Genomic DNA, 16,038 nt, shown 5'->3' on the forward strand with positions numbered 1-16,038 from the left:
GGATAAAGCGCGTGATTAACAAGATTCGTACTCAACTAGTTCAAAACGCCGCATCAATTTTGCGATCTCCACTCCACTTATTACCGCAAACTGTACAAAAAAAAGCCTTGCTAGAAGGGCTTGAAACCATATTCCATGAGGCCTTAGAGGATGGTGACTTTGATTTTCTTGAAGGAAAATGGCTAAAAGTTTCCATACGAGATTTGAATCTGAGTTGGTACATTAGTTATGAAATGCAGCGGCTTGTTGTGGCAGACAAAGCACAACAAGAAGACGTTAGCTTTAGCGGGAATTTGAATGATTTAGTTCTAATTGCGGGACGCAAAGAAGATCCTGACACGCTCTTTTTTCAGCGTCGTCTTTCGATTGAAGGTGATACCGAACTTGGTTTGGAAGTGAAAAATCTAATGGATAGCGTTGATTTAGATCTTTTGCCTAAATCGTTACAGATGTTAATAAATCAGCTAGCAGATTTTGTGTATAAAGGCGTACAATCGTCGGCGACACAAAATGAGGTAATCAATGCTTATTCGAACTGAAGCCCCTGCAGACATCTTAGCAATCGACCGTTTATTGAAGTCTGCATTTGAAACCGATGCTGAAGCCAAGCTCGTGATGTCATTAAGAGAAAATAGTCACCTGACGTTAGCGCTTGTTGCGTGTGATGATGAAGGCGAAGTTGTCGGTTACGCAATGTTTAGCCCGGTATTCCTCAATGGTGAAGACTTAAATTGGCAAGGGCTTGCACCGTTAGCGGTCAAAAAAGAGTGGCGCAGACAAGGCATCGCAGCGCAATTAGTCACTGAAGGGCTGATCTCTTTAGCTGAATTTGGTTATCCTGCTTGTGTGGTGCTTGGCAATCCAGAGTACTACCAACGGTTTGCTTTTGAAGATGCAGCGCAACTGGAGTTTCATTGCGCTTGGGACGTACCCGCTGGCGCTTTCCGTATTGCAGAGTTAGCTGATGGAGAATTGTCTGGACGCTCTGGTTTGATTGAGTACTGCTCAGAGTTCTCTGAACTGTAATTGTCTCACTACATTATTGTGAATTGGGAGCCAATGTGCTCCCAATTTTTATAGCGCTAAGCGTAGTTGATTCTCTTATTAGCCAAGATAAAGCGATTAACAGTTTCTGTATCGGCACTGATTTGCTAGCATTACGGCGTTCAATAAGGTCATAAACAGATGTCAAATCACGAATATCAATATTTACAAGAAATGGGCATTCAGTATTGGGAGTTAGTGCATCCTGAGCGTTTATTAGGGGTGTCGTTACCTACGATTGATTTGCCAGACTCTTGTCGGTTACTACTGGTTTCACCCAACTGCCCACAGCAAAGCAGCGCACTGTTATTTTCTCGTGTGCTGAAAAGTATCGGGATTGAGCTTAATGATGCGCGTCATCTTGAACCTCAGCATATTGAACAATTAAGTGGTTCGTTTCCCGAATGGGTTTGGTTTGCAGGCTGTGAGCCAGCAAACTGCGAATTGTCAGCTAAGGTTTTAGTCTCGCCAGATCTTGGCGATATTGATGGCAATAACGAACATCGCCGCGCTTTGTGGCAACAAATTTGTTCTTATGAGTAATACATTGATGAATATTGATATTGTTCCATTATCTCTGCCTTATCTTGATGCTGTTTGGCGTATTGAGCAGAAAGCACACAGTCACCCTTGGGCTGAGTCCTTAGTGCGTGATCTCACTAACCGTGGCGCTTGTCATTATGTGATGCTGAAAGATGAAGAGGTTGTGGGTTATTTTTACGCTCAGAATATTGTTGGAGAAGTGACGTTATTGAACATAGCGGTTGATCCCAAGTGGCAAGGCAAGGGCTATGGTAAAATGCTCACCGAGTTTTTCTTAGCAATGTGTGAGAAAGCAAAAGCTGAAAGCGCATGGCTTGAGGTACGTGAAAGCAATGTCCGCGCTTATTCTTTGTATGAGTCATTAGGGTTTAATGAACTGGATCGCCGAGTGAATTACTACCCAACCGACAAAGGTTCAGAGGACGCGATTATCATGAGTTACTATTTTTTGTAAGCACATGAATGGTCGTGAATGTTATCTGGGATGTTTGTCTCAATATGATAACAAGCAGTCTCAAAACGTTTCACTATCTCGCTTGCCGGTAATGGTTTATCGAACAAATAGCCTTGAAATTGAGTGCATCCAAGCTGCTTGAGCGCATAAAGCTCTTCACCATCTTCGACCCCTTCGGCAATCACCTCTAAATTCAGGCGTCGAGCAATCATCAAAATTGTATCAACAATCGCTTGATCGCTTTCGTCTAAATGCAGCTGTGTGACAAACGAACGATCGATTTTTAGCACATCAACAGACAGTAGCTTTAGGTAGCGCAATGATGAATAGCCCGTGCCAAAATCATCAATCGAAATACTTAAGTTGCTCTCTTTTAGTTGAACCATTTTTTGGATGGCGCTTTCAACATTCTCAAGCAATAAACCTTCTGTAATTTCTAATTCGATATGTTCACCGGTTATTCCTGCATGTTGTAGCGCTTGATCTATGTGCTCAACGAATGAGTCTTGAGAAAATTGGAGTGGGCTGATGTTGATCGCAAGGCGACGAAAATGTGCAGGCAATACGCCTTGCTTTTTCCATGCGGCGTACTGGTAACATGCCTGTTCAATGATCCATTGACCAATCGGAATGATTTGCCCTGTTTCTTCTGCGATGGGCATGAACACGCCAGGAGGTAGAACGCCTTTCGTTGGGTGATTCCAACGAATTAATGCTTCGACTCCAATAATGTTATGCTTTTCATCTACCTGAGGTTGGTAGTAAAGTTCAAGCTGCTGCATGTTTAATGCTTCGTGCAGCCCTTTTTCTATTTCTAAGAACGACTCAACCTGAGCCTGCATTTCTGGCTCATAAAATATGTATTTATTGCGCCCGTTTACTTTGGCTCGGTATAGCGCAGTATCGGCTTGTCTGAGCACGTCGATATTTGTTTTGCCAACCGAAGGGAAAATAGAAATGCCTACGCTGACGGTACAATACAGTTGGTGCTCATCAATGGAATATGGGTTTGAAACTAAAGCCAACAGTTGCTGTGCCAGTACTTCGGCCTGGCTTCTGTTTAAATTGGGTATCAATATCGCAAATTCGTCGCCACCGATCCTTGCGGCTAAATGGCTACTTTTAAGCCATGCATCCATCCGCATCGCGATGGCTTTTATCAGCTTATCGCCAATAGTGTGACCTAATGAATCATTAATAGTTTTGAAGCGATCTAGATCGAGATAAAACAAAACGCCAGAGGTTTTAGTTTGAATACTTTCGTCAATGGCTTTGGTTAGCATTTGCAATAACAAGCTACGGTTAGCAAGCCCGGTTAAGGTATCGTAATAGGCTAATTGATTGAGTTTGGCATCAGCAATTTCTCTTTCCTTCCAGAGTAAATGAAAAGTAGAGGCAAGCTCACTGAGCTCATTATTCTGCTTTTGTAGCGGTGGTACATTGGCACGTTCATTATCTTGTAATGAGCGCACCCAAGAGGTGAGCGTCGTTAAAGGTCTTGATAATTTATAGTAAAAGAAAAACAGTAAAATAGAGGTTAGAAGTACGTTTCTAAATAGGTCAAACAGCAATACACGAGTAGTTTTAGCAATAAAACTTTCAGCGATTGAAGAACCGTTAACCGAAAAGCTTAATCTTCCCACCACCACATCAGAGCTCGGCTGATGTAAGTCTGTTTTGAAAACAGGAATCTCTGGCGTCAAGTAATTGGATAGCAGTTGCATGAAGGTGGTCTGAGGGTTTACCTCTCTGGTTTTACTGGCAAGCGTATCACCAAAATCATCAATAATTTCGACATGATAAATAGCGCTATCGACCATTAAGCTTGAAGCGACTTGCTCAGCGAGCATATTGTTTAAATGGTAAGCTGCTTGGCTTGCGTTAGCGTAGTTTTGTAATAGCTTAAAACGATAATGGTCTTCAATTCTGGTCTGTTCTTGGTGCAGATCAACCAAAATATGATACAAACTAAACCCTATCCCAAGGATCACAGAAACTAGGAACACGGTTTTGGCTTGTTTAAACGCTAGTGAATTTCGTTGTTTGGTTATTCGCATAATGCCCGCTTATCCCTTCTACCTTGTTAAGTTATAGCTCATATTTCTTGATAACTTAATTTGAATGAGCAAAGTAGTGAGTTTCTTTTCACCTTTAATTGAGCTTGTAAGCGGTAAGTACTGAGACGGAAGTTGCTCCTAGATCAAATATAGGGGAGAATACCGCGCAAAATTGAATCGAATCGCTGATGAGCAAAAGCACTTCTGCTTCCTTTAATACAGCACATTGAGAAGACCTGTTTCATGTCAAATACTCCTTTTTTAAGTGAAGTTTCTAAACGCAGAACCTTTGCTATTATTTCTCACCCGGATGCGGGTAAAACCACCATTACCGAAAAAGTACTTTTATTCGGAAATGCCATTCAGAAAGCTGGAACAGTAAAAGGCCGTGGCTCTAACCAGCATGCCAAATCAGACTGGATGGAGATGGAAAAAGAACGTGGTATCTCGGTGACAACATCGGTGATGCAGTTTCCTTATCACCAGTGCTTGGTTAACCTACTTGATACTCCGGGGCACGAAGACTTCTCTGAAGATACCTACCGTACGCTCACTGCTGTCGACTCTTGTTTGATGGTGATTGATGCCGCTAAAGGTGTCGAAGATCGTACACGTAAACTGATGGAAGTAACGCGTCTGCGTGATACGCCTATTGTGACCTTCATGAACAAATTGGACCGTGATATTCGCGACCCAATGGAATTGCTTGATGAAGTTGAAAACGAGCTCAATATCGCCTGTGCACCTGTTTCATGGCCTATCGGTTGTGGTAAAGAGTTCAAAGGCGTGTATCACATTCATCGTGATGAAACGATTTTATATGCAACAGGCCAAGGCCATACCATTCAAGAAGAGCGTATTGTTAAAGGGTTAGATAACCCTGAGCTAGATACAGCTGTCGGCGAAGAGCTAGCGTCACAATTGCGTGATGAGCTGGAACTTGTGCTTGGAGCTTCACACGAATTTGATCGTGAGCTGTTCTTGAAGGGGGAGTTAACGCCAGTTTTCTTTGGTACTGCTTTAGGTAACTTTGGTGTCGATCACGTGCTTGATGGATTGACTGACTGGGCTCCGGCACCCATGCCGCGTCAAGCCAATGAACGTATTGTGGAAGCAACTGAAGAGAAATTTTCTGGTTTCGTATTTAAGATCCAGGCAAACATGGATCCAAAACACCGTGACCGTATTGCTTTTATGCGCATCGTGTCGGGCACTTATAGCCAAGGCATGAAAATGAACCACGTGCGTAGCGGCAAGCAAGTGAGCATTTCTGATGCTGTTACGTTTATGGCGGGTGATCGCTCTCGTGCTGATCATGCGTATGCTGGTGATATTATCGGTTTACACAACCATGGTACGATTCAGATTGGTGATACTTTTACTCAAGGTGAATCACTGAAGTTCTCTGGTATTCCCAACTTTGCCCCAGAACTTTTCCGTCGCATTCGTCTGCGCGATCCTCTGAAACAAAAGCAATTGCTTAAAGGGTTAGTACAGTTATCTGAAGAGGGGGCTGTACAAGTTTTCCGTCCGCTACAAAACAACGACTTAATTGTTGGTGCGGTTGGTGTGCTGCAGTTTGATGTGGTGGTTTCTCGCTTGAAATCAGAATACAACGTTGAAGCGATTTACGAAGGTGTCAATGTAGCGACAGCACGTTGGATTGAATGCGCCGATGAGAAAAAACTCGAAGAGTTTAAGCGTAAAAATCAAAGTAATATTGCCCTCGATGGTGGTGATAACCTTGCGTATGTTGCGCCAACGATGGTCAACTTGAACTTAGCGAAAGAGCGTTTCCCTGAGATAGATTTCCGCGCGACTCGCGAACACTAATTCGTACTTTTCTGGTGGAAGTCATTTTCACTTAAAAAGTGGAAATAGAAAAAATGCCGATGTGAAAACATCGGCATTTTTGATCAGTCAGTTTTACAAACGAAGATTATTTCTTCTTTGGTTTCACTTTCTTTTTCTTGGCAATGGTTTTTGTTTTTTTGTCATCGGTCTTTTTCTTTTTCTTCTTAAATACCGATTTTTTGTGCTGAGGGCGCATATCTTTTATAAAGCGCTCTTTGATTTCCTCATCAACATAGCGTGCTACACGATCCATCATTTGTTGATCATGTGCTTCAACTAGAGATATTGCGTTGCCTTTTTTGCCTGCACGAGCTGTGCGGCCAATACGGTGCAGATAAACATCCGCAGAGCGAGGTAAATCGAAGTTGATTACGTGGCTCACATCAGGAAGGTCGATACCGCGAGCCGCAACATCCGTCGCTAGCAACACATTTACGTCACCTTCACGGAAACGAGTAATGGCATTGTTGCGGCGATCTTGTGGCATTTCACCTTGGATCCACGCACATGGAATTTGCGCTTTTTCCAATTCGGTACGTAAGTCGGCAAGGCGCTCACGTGTTTTAAGAAAGACGATAGAGCGTTCCGCTTGCTCGGTGAGGATCTTCTTCAGTAGCTCGACTTTATGTTCCATGGTGTCAGCACGGTGATACCACTGAGTGATTTTCTTGCGCTCACGACGAGAAGGATCGGCATTGATTTCAGCTGGTTCTTTTAATAGATCTGCTGTAAATCCTTCGACGCCGCGGCCTTCTAGGGTTGCCGAGAAAAGGTGTGTTTGTTTACGCCAGCGACATTCTGCTGAAAGACGGTCAACGACTGGGCCAAAGCCCATATCCAACATGCGGTCAGCTTCATCCAAAATGAGCCATTCAATAGCGCGGCAATCAAAACGCTCACCTTCGATGTATTCCATCAAACGGCCAGGCGTTGCAACCACAATATCTTGAGTGGTTGCAAGAATATCTGCGTGTTCTTGGTATTGAACACCACCGGTAATCGTAAAGATATTCAAGCGAGTATTTTTAGCCAGTGCGCGAGCTTGATCAGCGACTTGCATCGCTAATTCACGAGTTGGTGTCAAAATCAGTACGCGTGCAGGACCTGATTTTTTACGAGGAAAATCTAAAAGATACTGAAGTGCTGGTAAAACGAATGCGGCGGTTTTACCGGTTCCCGTTGGCGCTGAGGCAAGAATATCTCGTCCATCTAGGGCTTGTGGGATCGCTTCTGCTTGAACTTGGGTGGGACGTTCAAAGCCCATATCTTCAATGGCCGCAATAATGCTAGGGTCAAGATCGAGGTCAGCAAAGGTTTTGATCACAGTGAGTACTCCACAAGCCGAGGGGCTTATTTGGCAAAAAAATTAAGGTCGAACATTATAGTGGGATTGGTGATTAGGATCACATGTTATTTCTACATCTTGAGATAAAAATCTTTTGTTAAGGCGATAAACTCTTCGCTGTAACCATCTTGAGAATGAATAACTAGATGTGATTGCACGGTATCCGCCGCTGTGAAATTGAGCTCAATCAGAAGGCGGTGTACGGGTTTATTGACGGTTGGTTGCACAGTACACAGTCGGCTGATATGCCATCCCAATGCTTTCGCTAAACTAATAAATAGCTCCCCTTCATATTTGGGTAAGACAAAACAGGCATTTCCGTTGGGATGAAGCAGTTTTTTTGCTTTTAGCAATAAGTCTTGGTGACTAAGGCTTGTAGTGTGCCTTGCGGTAGCGCGTTGTTGATGCTGAGACCGCTCGCCATCATTGAAATAAGGCGGGTTACAGATAATAGCATCAAATTGTTTCACGAATGGCGTATGTAGAATATCACTATGTATGACTTGAATACGACTTGACCATGGTGAAGCTGTGCTGTTGTGACTGGCTGTTGCAAAAGCAAGGTCATCAATTTCGACAGCAGTAATATACGCATCGGGAAAGCGTTGAGCTGACATTAGCGCAAGCAGGCCCGTTCCTGTCCCAATATCTAAGATGGAATTGGGGGAATGAGTGAAGGCCCATGCACCGAGCAGTACACCATCGGTACTAACTGGCATACCAGAATGACCGCCTTCAACGGAAAACTGTTTAAATTTGAAGTCTTTAGTCTTTAACGTGCTACTTTTCATGATTATTTCAAAACTTGATTCATTTTAAGTGAATACCACTATTGTTACTGGTTTGTTTGGTTTTTTGTTCTAACTGTTGTTATTTTGTATAATAAGATGATCGGCATATCATTCTATCTATTTTTTAACATTTAGATTTTTTCACTGCTTTTTTGCTATGTATATAAATTAATGTAGCGTTTTTTGCTTTGCCCTTGCGAAATATTAAGTGTTTCGTCATTATTCGCCCCTAATTTTAAAAATTAGATGTGGTTATATACCCATCAATGCATACACAACATTTATCAAATAATAATTAAGGGCTATCTGTGAAGCAGACGTTAAAACTAACAGATATTATCGCGATCGGCTTTATGCTTTTCGCGTTTTTCTTGGGTGCTGGTAACATCATCTTTCCGCCAATTGCAGGCCAACTTGCCGGGGATCACCTCTTTCCAGCAATGACAGGTTTCTTGTTTACAGCGGTTGGTTTACCGTTGATTACCATTATCGCAATTGCGATCGCTGGTGGCACATGGGATCACCTCACTAAAGATCTACCAAAACAAGCGGCAACGCTTATGGCGGTAATGATCTTTATCATTATTGGTCCTGCATTTGCAGCGCCACGAACTGGTCTTGTTGCCTACGAGATGGCGATTAAGCCATTTTTCATTGATGCTCAGCAATCACATTTGACACTTTTTTCCATTCTATTTTTTACTGTAGCGATGTTTTTTGCCTGGTCTCAAGGCAAGTTAATTGATGTGATTGGTAAGGTGCTAACACCTGCATTATTTATTGCGCTGATCGTTCTTGCTGTGGCCGTTTTTATCGACCCTCAAGGTGAAATGCTGAGCGCACACGGTGAATATTTAACCCAACCATTTACGAAAGGCTTCCTTGAAGGCTACAACACAATGGATACGTTTGGTTCACTAATGTTTGGTATGTTGATGGTTGATGCTCTACGTAGCAAAGGTATCACTGAGCGTTCTGCAACCACTAAATATCTAATCAGTGCGGCATGTATTGCAGCGGCCGGTTTAGCATTTGTTTATATTTCGCTGTTCTACTTGGGAGCTACGAGCTCTGTGGTTGCAGCTGGCGCTGAAAACGGTGGTGTTGTGCTTAGCCAATACGTTCAGGCATTATTTGGTCCTTATGGTCAAATTGTGCTGTCAGTTATCGTTCTATTGGCTTGTTTAACAACGGCGATTGGTTTGATTTCTGCATGTTCTGATTACTTTAGTTCATTGACTTCTATTACTTATAAAAAGTGGGTATTAATCATTGGTACTATTTGCGCTATTGTCGCTAATGTTGGCTTATCGCAGCTTATTTCGCTATCAGTGCCTGCACTGTTTGCACTTTACCCAGTGGCGATTGCTTTAGTAGCCCTTACGTTTGTTCGTAGTAAACTGCCTAATCCTCGAGTGGCATACCGCGTAGTATTATTAATTTCATTGCTATTTGCTTTGATTGATGCCGCCAAGGTTGCTGGAGTTGATGTTTCTGCATTCAACATGCTACCACTGTTTGAAATTGGTATGGGATGGTTGTTACCAACTACTGTTGCGATCGTCTGTATGTTTTTTGTGGCAGGTTCTGTACAAGAAACACTGGTTAAAGAAACCGCTTAGTTCAAAAATAAAGTGAGAGACTGGTCATTTATGATCAGTCTCTTTTTTTGTCTAAAAATGAAAGTAAATACTCGTTTCCCTTCTATCTCATCAAACTAATTTTTCCTGTATCTTCGTCACATTTTTAAGTAGAATTCTTCGGTTATTTTCTACTCATAAATGCTGAGCAAACATGTTTGAAATCAATCCTATTAAAAACCGTCTTCAGGATGTGTCAGAGCGCACAAATATCCTGAGGGGGTATCTTTGACTACGATGCTAAGAAAGAGCGTTTAGAAGAAGTTAATGCCGAACTAGAACAACCCGATGTGTGGAACGAACCTGAGCGCGCCCAAGCGTTAGGTAAAGAGCGCGCATCACTTGAAGCCGTTGTTGATACTATTGATCAGCTTGATCAAGGTGTTGATGACGTTGAAGGGTTGCTTGAGCTTGCTATTGAAGCTGAAGATCAAGAAACGTTTGACGAAATTGGCCCTGAACTTGAAGAATTAGAAGTAAAATTAGGCCAACTTGAATTTCGTCGTATGTTTTCTGGTGATCACGATGGCTCTGATTGCTATATCGACTTGCAGTCTGGCTCTGGCGGTACTGAAGCGCAAGATTGGACTTCGATGTTACTGCGTATGTACCTTCGTTGGGCTGAAGCCAAAGGTTTCAAAACTGAAGTTATTGAAGTCTCAGAAGGTGATGTTGCGGGTTTGAAAGGTGCGACAGTGCGTATTTCTGGCGATTACGCTTACGGGTGGCTGCGCACGGAAACTGGGGTTCATCGCTTGGTTCGTAAATCTCCATTTGACTCTAGTGGCCGTCGTCATACTTCGTTTGCTTCTGCATTCATATATCCTGAGATTGATGAAAACATCGCTATTGATATTAATCCCTCGGATCTACGTATCGATGTATACCGCGCGTCAGGTGCGGGTGGTCAGCACGTAAACACCACAGAATCTGCGGTGCGTATTACTCACTTACCAACCAATACCGTTGTTCAATGCCAAAATGATCGTTCGCAACATAAGAATAAAGATCAGGCGATGAAGCAATTGCGTGCAAAATTGTTTGAACTTGAGTTACAAAAGCAAAATGCAGAAAAACAAGCCAACGAAGACGCGAAGTCAGACATTGGTTGGGGTAGCCAGATCCGCTCTTACGTATTAGATGACTCTCGAATTAAAGATCTACGTACAGGTGTTGAGAACCGTAATACTCAAGCAGTATTAGATGGCGACTTAGACAAATTTATCGAAGCTAGCCTGAAATCAGGTATTTAAGCTTTTTCCGACATATAAGGTACATGTAAAATGACTGATGCTGTTCAAAACGAAATGAATCAAGAGCAAATAGCGCAAGAAGAGAACAAACTGATTGCAGAACGTCGCAGCAAGTTGGATCACATCCGTAAGAGCTGTAAAGCAAATGGCCACCCTAACGATTTTCGTCGTGATAGCCTAGCGGGCGACCTTCAAAAACAATTCGCTGAAAAAAGCAAAGAAGAGCTAGAACAGCTAAATCATGTCGTTGCTATTGCTGGTCGTGTAATGGCTAAACGCGGTCCTTTTCTTGTGATTCAAGAGACGTCTGGTCGCATTCAAGCATACGCCGATAAAGCAGTACAAAAAGCATTGAAAGAGCAATACCAAGGTTTAGACATTGGTGACATCATCGGTGTAAAAGGTGCTTTGCATAAATCTGGCAAAGGCGATTTATACGTGAATATGGAAGAGTTCGAGTTGCTGACTAAAGCGCTGCGTCCCCTTCCTGAAAAGTTCCACGGCTTGACTGACCAAGAGATGCGTTATCGTCAACGTTACGTTGATTTAATCGTTAACGAAGATTCACGTAATGCATTTATTATTCGTTCTAAGCTTGTTGCTGCCATTCGCAGTTTCATGACCTCTAAAGGTTACCTAGAAGTTGAAACACCAATGATGCATGTTATCCCTGGTGGCGCTTCTGCTCGTCCATTTGTTACTCACCACAATGCATTAGATATTGATATGTATCTGCGTATTGCGCCTGAGTTATACCTAAAACGTTTAGTTGTCGGTGGTTTTGATCGCGTATTTGAAATCAACCGTAATTTCCGTAACGAAGGTCTTTCACCACGTCATAACCCAGAATTCACCATGATGGAATTCTACCAAGCTTATGCCGATTACAAAGATTTGATGGATCTAACGGAAGAGATGCTCAGCACGGTCGCATTGTCTGTTCTTGGCTCAACTTCAATGCCATATGGTGATCAAGTAGTTGAATTTGGTGGTAAATATGCACGTATGAGCATGTTAGAAGCCATTAAACATTACAACCCAGAGCATAAAGAGATCCAAGCGCTTGATAATGAAGGCGTACAAGATCGTGAGTTGATGGTCAAGATCGCCAAATCAGTACATGTAGAAGTGGAACCATTTTGGACTTGTGGCCAACTGTTAGAAGAAATCTTTGGTGAAACGGCTGAACCTAAGCTTATCCAACCAACGTTCATTACTGGTTATCCTGCAGATATCTCACCATTGGCGCGTCGTAGCGATGACAACCCATTCTTTACTGACCGCTTTGAGTTTTTCATTGGTGGTCGTGAAGTGGCCAATGGTTTCTCTGAGCTAAACGATGCTCAAGATCAAGATCAACGTTTCCTAGCACAAGTTAACGCGAAAGATGCGGGTGATGATGAAGCGATGTTCTATGATGCAGACTACGTTGTGGCACTAGAGCACGGTTTACCACCAACAGCAGGCCAAGGGATTGGTATTGACCGTTTAGCTATGCTATTCACCAATACACATACCATACGTGACGTAATCTTATTCCCTGCGATGCGTCCACAGCAATAATTGCTACTTTAGTTGATGTTAGCCGCCTTAATTGGCGGTTTTTTTGTATCAGTGCTATGAAATAATTCCGTCATTTATATGAAAGAGGAAGCAAAACTTTCATCATAACTATGAAATACTTCTCTATATCGATTGGTAGATCGCTTATATAGCATCTAGTCTTAAAAGTAAGACAGACTACATCGATAAGTCTCGTTAATGTATCGTTCGTTTGATGTGCCTAAAGTAGCACTGCATAGAAATATAAATCAAAAGATAAGGAATAGCTGATGGGAACTCAATTCCGAATGGATTCTGTCCCTGGTTCGCTTGTCGTGGTTGGTGGAACATACGAGCCTTGGTTATCTGTCCTTGAACAGGTAGGCTGGCGCTGCACACAGTGTGCAGATTTACGTAAAGCGGATGTTCTGTTTTCTGAAACAGGTCCGTGTATCGGTATTGTTGATTTAAGCCACGATGAATTTAGCCTCAATGGTATTGCGAATTTAGTAAGTAATCATAAGCAAGTTCGCTGGCTTGCATTTATTCGTGAATCGCAATTGAGTTCTGATACGATTTGCCAGTTTATCGTGAACTTTTGCATCGACTTTTTTACCGCCCCGATTCCTGATGCGCAGCTCCTGAGCACGATAGGCCATCAGTTAGGGATGTTGAAACTCGAGAAAAAAGTGTGGCCACATTATGGCGCGACTGGTGACATCGGGTTGATTGGTGATTCAACACCAGTCAAACGCCTGCGTGATCAAATCAAGCGTATTGGTCCAACTGATGTCAGTATTCTTATTTATGGTGAAAGCGGTACTGGTAAGGAGACGGTAGCTAAAGCGATCCATAAAACCTCCGCTCGTTCGCAAAAACCTTTTATTTCAGTAAATTGTCGAGCAATGTCTGAGAGCCGTTTTGAATGTGAGCTATTTGGTATTGGTTGTGACGATCCCGCGCAAACTCCACTGTTAGAGAAAGCTGATGGTGGTACTCTTTTACTCAATGACATTCTGACTTTACCAAAGAGCCAGCAAGTTAACCTGTTACGTTTCATGCAGGAAGGTACCATTGAGACTCCAGAAGGAGTAAAAGAAGTTGATGTCAGGATACTGGCGGCAAACTCTTCGGATATTGAAAAAGCGTTGATTGATGGAAACTTTAATGAAGAACTTTACCATTACATCAATGTGTTGCGTATTAATGTGCCTAGCTTAAAGGAACGGGCCGGTGATATTGCACTGTTGGCTCGTCATTTCTTACAAGAGTATTCTAAAGAATTTAACGCACAAGCTCGTAGTTTCACTGAAGAAGCAACACGTTCACTGACTCGTTATCACTGGCCGGGTAATGTTCGTGAGTTAATGAATCAGATCAAGCGGGTTGTTTTGATGTCAGACTCGGTAATGTTGGATGAAGTCCACTTAGATTTGCCGAAGCGAAGTGATGGTAAACGAAGTCTTAAAAGTATACGTGAGCGCTCTGAACGAGACGCACTGTTGCTGGTACTGGAATCTAACGCCGGTCAAGTCTCAATGGCCGCAAAAGAACTTGGTATTTCTAGAGCAACCATGTATCGATTGCTCAATAAACATAATTTAATTACTGAAAATACGTTTTAACACCATGATGTTAATAATAAAAATGGTCACTTCGTAAGAAGTGGCCATTTTTTTGTAATCATATCTTTTGTGAATAAGATATTCTTTAGGTGAATATATTATCTTTTTCTATTGATTTGCTGTGATTATAGGTTAATACGTTGTTTTTAAATCAGTTGAATATTAATGGTTGAATAATAAGCTCAGTTGCTTAGAATTTAACCGTGAGATTAACTCACGTACATCTCTTATTGGATTAACTTACTTGCTTGGAGGCGCAACATGACACATTACGTATTTGTTCACACTGTTCGCGTTTCTGATGATATCACTATGCCCAAAGCGATTAAGCGTTCTGACGCTATTCGTATCTGTGATCATATCAAAGGCACTGATTTTTAGTTAATCCGTAACCTCTAATAGGCTGCGGAAAAATGGCAGCTTATGAGAGTGTTCTATATACCTTTCCTTTGGCTTTCATTTTTCCCCAGTAAACATTTTAAAACTGGAGAATACCCATGCGTCATTCAATTTATCTACAACTTGCTACTCTACTTGTTCGTGCTGATTTGCGTCGTGAAGAACGCGAATGGAAACGAAAATTTCGTCGTAGTGCGTTTGACTTACCTGTGCATAACGTCCATCTGTTGAAAGATATTGGTCTAGAGAGTGATGGCCGTCCAATTGGTCAATCAGAGCCAGATGCCGTTAAAGCCGAGCGTCGTGTGCGTCATCTGCGTCGAGTTTTAAGTGCGCGAATACCGACGTAATCAATAGGGGCTGGTTGCTTCACCAGCCCCGACGTTATTTATGGACAAGGATTGGAGTAAGTCGTCCCAATTTCTTGAATCTTAAGAAGCAGTTCTTCATCTAACACGACATCTAAACTATCTATGTTACTTTTCAATTGCTCCAAGTTTGTCGCTCCAATAATATTGGCAGCGACAAATGGACGTTGGTTGACAAATGCGAGAGCCATTTGGGCCGGGTCTATGCCATATTGATTGGCAAGTTCGACATAGGCTTGGGTGGCTTTCATTCCCTGTGCAGTAAAGTAACGAGAGAAACGTTCATGCAAACTACAACGAGCTCCTTGCGGGCGAGCACCGTTGAGATACTTGCCACTCAAACAACCAAAAGCTAATGGTGAATAGGCTAACAGCTTAACCCCTTCAAAGTGACTGATTTCTGATAGCCCCACTTCAAAGCTTCTGTTTAGGAGGTTGTAGGGGTTTTGGATTGAGACTATTCGTGTCAAATCGTGCTTTTCAGCCAATTTTAACAGAGTCATTACTCCCCAAGGGGTATCATTAGACACTCCTACATACCGTACTTTACCCACTTTAACCAAGTCATTTAGTGCTTCAAGTGTCTCGATAAGCGTCACTTCTTCTTGCTCATCTGGATAAGGATAGTTGAGCTGGCCAAACATATTAGTTTGACGCTGTGGCCAATGCAGTTGGTATAGGTCGACATAGTCCGTTTTTAGACGACTAAGACTGTCATCAATAGCAAGGTGGACATTACGTCGGTCGAGTGACATGTTGTCGCGAATGTAAGGAACATTACGAGGTCCTGCTACTTTTGTCGCTAATACGATTTTTTCTCGTTTACCTGATTTTTCAAGCCAATTACCAATGTAACTCTCGGTTAATCCTTGAGTTTTTCCGGTTGGAGGAACGGGGTACATCTCTGCGGTATCAATGAAATTAACCCCTCGTTCAAATGCGTAATCGAGTTGTTGAAAGGCTTCTTGTTGACTGTTTTGCTCACCAAAAGTCATTGTGCCTAAACAGATTTTACTCACTTCCAGTGTTGAATGCGGCAGTTTGGTATATTGCATAATCCTTCCTTGCTGAATATCGCGGATGAGTGCGTGATGTTTTTCACTATAAGCGAAGAATATTGAGA

At 42.4% G+C, this 16,038-nt stretch carries 14 protein-coding genes; 10 read left to right on the top strand and 4 right to left on the bottom strand.

From position 1 onward, the window contains the following. Positions 1-11: 11 nt before the first annotated feature. From ubiT to rimI, 4 genes are all read left to right on the top strand, one after another. Positions 12-539, top strand: coding sequence for a ubiquinone anaerobic biosynthesis accessory factor UbiT (gene ubiT, locus HGG78_RS00530; protein ID WP_172531798.1), 528 nt, complete (start codon positions 12-14; stop codon positions 537-539). Beyond that, positions 523-1,026, top strand: coding sequence for a GNAT family N-acetyltransferase (locus HGG78_RS00535; RefSeq protein WP_168523195.1), 504 nt, complete (start codon positions 523-525; stop codon positions 1,024-1,026). The genes ubiT and HGG78_RS00535 overlap by 17 nt, the downstream gene beginning before the upstream one ends. 159 nt (positions 1,027-1,185) lie before the next feature. Beyond that, positions 1,186-1,587 carry a DNA polymerase III subunit psi gene (locus HGG78_RS00540; protein ID WP_172531799.1) on the top strand — a complete coding sequence of 134 codons (402 nt, stop codon included), beginning with the start codon at positions 1,186-1,188 and terminating at the stop codon, positions 1,585-1,587. A 7-nt stretch (positions 1,588-1,594) separates the two neighbouring features. Further along, positions 1,595-2,041, top strand: a complete 447-nt coding sequence (rimI, locus tag HGG78_RS00545) for a ribosomal protein S18-alanine N-acetyltransferase (protein WP_172531824.1) — start codon at positions 1,595-1,597, stop codon at positions 2,039-2,041. On the opposite strand, the gene HGG78_RS00550 is transcribed toward rimI, so the two are convergent. Next, positions 2,029-4,098, bottom strand: a complete 2,070-nt coding sequence (locus HGG78_RS00550) for a putative bifunctional diguanylate cyclase/phosphodiesterase (RefSeq protein WP_172531800.1) — start codon at positions 4,096-4,098, stop codon at positions 2,029-2,031. The genes rimI and HGG78_RS00550 overlap by 13 nt on opposite strands. 243 nt (positions 4,099-4,341) lie before the next feature. Between HGG78_RS00550 and prfC the strand changes: the two genes are divergently transcribed. Further along, positions 4,342-5,931 carry a peptide chain release factor 3 gene (gene prfC, locus HGG78_RS00555; protein ID WP_172531801.1) on the top strand — a complete coding sequence of 530 codons (1,590 nt, stop codon included), beginning with the start codon at positions 4,342-4,344 and terminating at the stop codon, positions 5,929-5,931. 106 nt (positions 5,932-6,037) lie between these two features. Here prfC and srmB read toward each other — a convergent pair whose 3' ends face one another. Further along, entirely contained in the window at positions 6,038-7,276 is a 1,239-nt protein-coding gene (srmB, locus tag HGG78_RS00560) for an ATP-dependent RNA helicase SrmB (protein WP_053311249.1), read from the bottom strand. 92 nt (positions 7,277-7,368) lie between these two features. Further along, positions 7,369-8,088, bottom strand: a complete 720-nt coding sequence (locus HGG78_RS00565; RefSeq protein WP_172531802.1) for a tRNA1(Val) (adenine(37)-N6)-methyltransferase — start codon at positions 8,086-8,088, stop codon at positions 7,369-7,371. Positions 8,089-8,396: 308 nt separating this feature from the next. On the opposite strand from HGG78_RS00565, the gene brnQ reads away from it, so the two are divergent. The 5 genes from brnQ (at position 8,397) to HGG78_RS00590 (ending at position 14,897) form a co-directional block, all read left to right on the top strand. Next, positions 8,397-9,710: a branched-chain amino acid transport system II carrier protein gene (gene brnQ, locus HGG78_RS00570; RefSeq protein ID WP_172531803.1), complete on the top strand. Its 1,314-nt coding sequence runs from the start codon at positions 8,397-8,399 to the stop codon at positions 9,708-9,710. A 172-nt stretch (positions 9,711-9,882) separates the two neighbouring features. Then, positions 9,883-10,981, top strand: a protein-coding gene (prfB, locus tag HGG78_RS00575; RefSeq protein WP_172531804.1) for a peptide chain release factor 2 whose coding sequence is annotated in 2 segments (ribosomal slippage) — positions 9,883-9,957 and positions 9,959-10,981 — 1,098 coding nt in all. Because the reading frame shifts where the segments join, the coding sequence is not laid out codon by codon here. A 30-nt stretch (positions 10,982-11,011) separates the two neighbouring features. Continuing rightward, positions 11,012-12,544 (top strand): lysine--tRNA ligase, encoded by a 1,533-nt coding sequence (lysS, locus tag HGG78_RS00580; protein WP_172531805.1) that lies wholly within the window; start codon positions 11,012-11,014, stop codon positions 12,542-12,544. A 269-nt stretch (positions 12,545-12,813) separates the two neighbouring features. Continuing rightward, entirely contained in the window at positions 12,814-14,148 is a 1,335-nt protein-coding gene (gene vpsR / locus HGG78_RS00585; RefSeq protein WP_172531806.1) for a cyclic-di-GMP-binding transcriptional regulator VpsR, read from the top strand. Between the two features lie 497 nt (positions 14,149-14,645). Then, the gene (locus HGG78_RS00590) at positions 14,646-14,897 is read left to right on the top strand and encodes a hypothetical protein (protein ID WP_053311244.1); all 252 of its coding nucleotides are present in this window, start codon (positions 14,646-14,648) and stop codon (positions 14,895-14,897) included. Between the two features lie 38 nt (positions 14,898-14,935). Here HGG78_RS00590 and HGG78_RS00595 read toward each other — a convergent pair whose 3' ends face one another. Continuing rightward, positions 14,936-15,970 (bottom strand): NADP(H)-dependent aldo-keto reductase, encoded by a 1,035-nt coding sequence (locus HGG78_RS00595; RefSeq protein WP_171979537.1) that lies wholly within the window; start codon positions 15,968-15,970, stop codon positions 14,936-14,938. Between the last annotated feature and the right edge of the window lie 68 nt (positions 15,971-16,038).

The sequence above is a fragment of the Vibrio aestuarianus genome (assembly GCF_012395185.1).
In the GTDB taxonomy this organism is placed as follows: Bacteria; Pseudomonadota; Gammaproteobacteria; order Enterobacterales; family Vibrionaceae; genus Vibrio; species Vibrio aestuarianus.